2 protein-coding genes and 1 pseudogene are annotated in these 4,510 nt (G+C 69.5%); all 3 read right to left on the bottom strand.

What is annotated here, in order from left to right:
• Positions 1–355: pseudogene (locus tag E1218_RS34925) on the bottom strand (hypothetical protein); the annotation flags it as partial.
• 184 nt (positions 356–539) lie between these two features.
• Entirely contained in the window at positions 540–1,874 is a 1,335-nt protein-coding gene (locus E1218_RS34920; RefSeq protein ID WP_132327312.1) for a PhoH family protein, read from the bottom strand.
• A 1,431-nt stretch (positions 1,875–3,305) separates the two neighbouring features.
• Positions 3,306–4,085 (bottom strand): isoprenyl transferase, encoded by a 780-nt coding sequence (locus tag E1218_RS34910; RefSeq protein ID WP_132327311.1) that lies wholly within the window; start codon positions 4,083–4,085, stop codon positions 3,306–3,308.
• Positions 4,086–4,510: the final 425 nt, after the last annotated feature.

Here is a 4,510-nt window from a genome sequence, read left to right as displayed (position 1 = left end):
CCGAGCTGGCCCGGAAGCAGGCGCAAGACCAGGCTGCGGTGAAGCGCGCGGCCAAGAACGCCGCCCTGAAGCGGTACGAGGCGCTCCGCAAGACCAACGAGAGCTCGACCGCCTCGAGCTGGTTGCGCAGCCTGGCGACCTCCTTGGCCTGCTCCTCGGCGTCGAGCGGCTTGGCCGACGGCGTCTTCACCGCGCGGGCCTTCTCGCTGTTCAGCACGGCCATCTCGGCCCGGCCGGAGACCTGCTCGGAGGCGTGGCTGCTCCCGGGAGAGCTGAAGAGGTCGATACCGGCGACAACGGAGACGACGGCGATCCCAGTCACTGAGAGAGCCGCGACGGAGCGCTTCGCTTTCATCTGTCCTTCCGAGAAAACCCGACCCCCGTCGGCTGCAACAGGAACATACTCTGGCCTAAACGGACCGTGATCACAAGCAGGTCACAAGCAACGGTGCGGCCGCCACGTAGGCGGCCGCACCGGGGAGCGCGGAAGTCTTACCTCCGCTTAACAGAGCCTTATTACCTAAGAGTAGAAACGCTCCTTACAGCTGCAGATCGTCCAGCATCTCGGTGACCAGCGCGGCGATCGGCGAACGCTCCGACCGGTTCAGGGTCACGTGCGCGAACAGCGGGTGTCCCTTGAGTTGCTCGACCACCGCCACCACGCCGTCGTGCCGGCCGACCCGCAGGTTGTCCCGCTGGGCGACGTCGTGGGTGAGCACCACCCGCGAGTTGGCGCCGACCCGGGACAGCACGGTGAGCAGCACGTTGCGCTCCAGCGACTGGGCCTCGTCCACGATCACGAACGCGTCGTGCAGCGACCGCCCGCGGATGTGGGTCAGCGGCAGCACCTCGAGCATGCCGCGGTCCATCACCTCGTCGATCACGTCCGCGCTGGTGAGCGCGCCCAGCGTGTCGTAGACGGCCTGCGCCCAGGGCTGCATCTTCTCCGACTCCGAGCCGGGCAGGTAGCCCAGCTCCTGGCCGCCGACCGCGAACAGCGGCCGGAACACCACGACCTTCTTGTGCTGCCGCCGTTCCATCACTGCCTCGAGGCCGGCGCAGAGGGCGAGCGCCGACTTGCCGGTACCGGCCCGGCCGCCGAGGGAGATGATGCCGACGTCGGGGTCCAGCAGCAGGTCGAGGGCGACCCGCTGCTCGGCCGACCGGCCGCGGATCCCGAACGCCTCCCGGTCGCCGCGGACCAGCCGGATCCGCTTGTCCGGCATCACCCGGCCGAGGGCGCTGCCCCGCTCGGACAGCAGCACGAGCCCGGTGTGGGTCGGGAACTCACCGGCCTGCGGCAGCTCCAGAACGCCGTTCTCGTACAGGTCGTCGACGTCCGCGGCCTGGACCTCGAGCTCGCCCGTGCCGGTCCAGCCGGACTCCAGCGTCAGCTCGGCGCGGTACTCCTCGGCCATCAGCCCGCAGGCCGACGCCTTCACCCGCATCGGCAGGTCCTTGGAGACCAGCGTGACGTCGCGGCCCTCGGCCTTGAAGTTGCAGGCGACCGCCAGGATCCGGCTGTCGTTGTCGCCGAGCCGGAAACCGGCCGGCAGGCTCTCCGGGTCCGTGTGGTTCAGTTCGACCCGGAGGGTTCCACCCTTCTCCCCCACTGGCAGGGGCGCGTCCAGACGTCCGTGCAGGATCCGGAGCTCGTCGAGCAGCCGCAGCGCGGTGCGCGCGAAGTAGCCGAGTTCCGGGTGATGCCGTTTGCCCTCCAATTCGGTGACGACGACCACCGGGACGACCACCTCGTGCTCGTCGAACCGCATCATCGCGTGCGGGTCCGACAGGAGCACCGAGGTGTCCAGCACGAAGGTGCGCTGGGCCGGTGTGGATGAGGTACTTGACGCCTTGGCGTGGGTGGCAGCCATGTCGCACGTCCTCTCGGGCCGCGACGTGCACCACGCCCGGCCCACCAGTGGTTAGGTGATGGACCGGGAGCTGGCCCGGGGACCTGGTGCAGATCCCCACCGGACCGCCGCACGAGCGGATCCGGGAACCAGTGAGATCGAGACGATACGTCTCGGGCACTCCGTTCTGCCCCTCATGGGGCAACCGGCTGGCGAACGCTTCTCAAGCTGATCGGGCCTCCCGGACAGCCGGCTTCCCCTCCGACCGTCACTTAGGAGGTTAGATCCGCCGACCAAACCGCGCAGCCCGACACGCCCGTCCCCGGGGTTAACGGCTTGTTACACCTTGTCCACCACCCGAGGGAGGCCGCTCACTCTCCGGAGTGATCCGGTCCGGCGCCCGCGCGCGGAACGCTGACGTCATGCGAAAACACTGGCCCGAACTGACCGGTTACGCGACCGCGCTCTGGTCGCTGGTGTACGGCGTACTGGGCGTGCACTGGTCTTTCGGCGGAGCCGGCTACCCGTTCGCGAAGGTACCCGACGACCGCGCCACCGCCTCGATCCTCGAAGGTGCGCCGGCCGGCGTGGTGGCTCCCGTGATGGCCGTGGTCGGACTCGGCGGCGCCGTGCTGGCGCTGGTGATGACCAGGCGGCGCGCCCGCGGCACGGTGCTGCAGACGATCGCCGGGACCCTTGCCGTCGGCCTGGCCCTCGTCATCCCCGACTACACGCTGCTCGCGCTGCTCGCCCTCTCGCCGGCGATCCTCGTGTTCGCGTTCACCGGCATACCGGGTGATCAGGGAGGTGTCGTCGACATCCTCTACTGGCACCGGGTGAACCTGGTCATCCTCTTCGTCGGCGGGCTGCTCTGGGCCGCGACCGCGATCGCGTACCACCGTCGCAGCCGGACGACGTGTGTTTCCTGCGGCCGCGGCGACGGACCGGCGAAGACGTGGACGACCCCCGAGTCCGCGCTGCGCTGGGGTCGCTGGGCGGTCGCCGTGTCGGTGGTGGCCAACCTGCCGTACGAGTTCACCCGGCTGGCCTGGTACTTCGGCTGGCCGCTGGGCATCACCGACGAGTTCCACCGAATGATGGCCGACACCCCGGGGATGCTGGAGATGGGCCTCGCGCTGGCCGTGATGGGCATCACCGGCGGCATCCTCACCCACGGCCTGGTACGACGCTGGGGCGAGGTCTACCCGCGGTGGATCTGGTCCAAGGCCGGCCGGGGCGTGCCGCCACTGCTCGCGATCATCCCCGCGTCGGCAGTGGCCGTCGTACTGGTCCCCGCAGGTCTCATGAACGCCCAGAGGCCGGTCTCCGCGGACAACTGGGCACTGAATCTTCCCGGCGTCCTGTGGGTGCTCTGGGGAACAGGGCTCGGCGCGGCGACGTACGCGTACTACCTCAGGCGCCGTACGGCGTGCCGCCGGTGTGGCCGCGGGGTCACGTCCCGAACCGGCGCTCCCGCTGCGCGTAGCTCCGGATCGCCCGGAGGAAGTCGACGTGCCGGAAGTCGGGCCAGAGCGCCTCGCAGAAGTAGAACTCGCTCAGCGCGCTCTGCCACAGCAGGAAGCCGCCCAGCCGCTGCTCACCCGACGTCCGGATGACCAAATCGGGATCGGGCTGGCCCTTGGTGTACAGGTGCCGGGCGATGTGCTCGACATCGACGCGTTCGGCGAGCTCCTCGATCGAGATGCCCTTCGCGGCCTCCTCGAGCAGCAGCGAGCGGACCGCGTCGGCCAGCTCGCGCCGGCCGCCGTACCCGACCGCGACGTTGACCAGCATCCCGTCGACGCCGTGGGTGGCCGTCTCGGCCGCCTTCAGCGTCTCCGCGGTGGCCCCGGGCAACAGGTCGAGGGCACCGACCGGGTGGATCCGCCAGCGGCCGATCGAGGTGAGCTCCTCGACCGTCTGCTCGATGATCCGCAGCAGCGGCTCCAGCTCGTCGGCCGGGCGGCTGAGGTTGTCCGTGGAGAGCATCCAGACGGTGACCACCTTGACGCCGACGTCGTCGCACCAGTCGAGGAACTCGGAGATCTTGTTCGCCCCGGCCTCGTGACCGTGGGACACCGGGTTACCGGCCGACCGGGCCCAGCGCCGGTTGCCGTCGATGATGACGCCGATGTGCCGCGGGATCCGGTCCGGTGACAGGGACCGGCGTACTCGGCGCTCGTACAGCGTGTACAACGCGTCGCGCAGCTTCTGCTTGCCTGGTGTCCGCATGGGCAGGGTGCTCTCCTCGAAGGCTCTCGGTCACAACGCTAGCCCAGAATCGCCACCGGCGAGAGGGCCGCTGCGATCTCCTCCGACGATCGAACTTTCGCCGGAGTTCGTGCGTCGGACACGCGAGGGGAGCTGTGGATGCTGGTGATCTCGCCTACATTTCATGCTTGCGCACCCTTGAACCTACGGTTCCGTAGGTTACGGTTGCGTAGGCAGGACCACCGCCCGGAGCCCTTCGGAAGGACGGCGATGACCGCTAGCAGCACCCAGCCCCACGAACTCGGTCACCGGCTGTCCGGAAAGCTCGGACCGCTCAAGCCAAAGCTCCGCGGCTGGCTGCACGCCGGCACCTTCCCGCTCGCCACCGCCGCCGGCATCGTGCTGATCTGCCTGGCGCCGGGCGCGAGCGCCCGCTGGGCGGCGGC

It is taken from the genome of Kribbella turkmenica, assembly GCF_004348725.1.
Taxonomy (GTDB): domain Bacteria; phylum Actinomycetota; class Actinomycetes; order Propionibacteriales; family Kribbellaceae; genus Kribbella; species Kribbella turkmenica.
The sequence above is the reverse complement of the archived record's forward strand: the minus strand, read 5'-3'. Positions and strand labels throughout refer to the sequence as shown.

Bases quoted from the DNA above. Each gene is read 5' to 3' on its own strand.
- E1218_RS34920 (WP_132327312.1), bottom strand. From the start codon at position 1,874: ATGGCTGCCACCCACGCCAAGGCGTCAAGTACCTCATCCACACCGGCC.
- E1218_RS34910 (WP_132327311.1), bottom strand. From the start codon at position 4,085: ATGCGGACACCAGGCAAGCAGAAGCTGCGCGACGCGTTGTACACGCTG.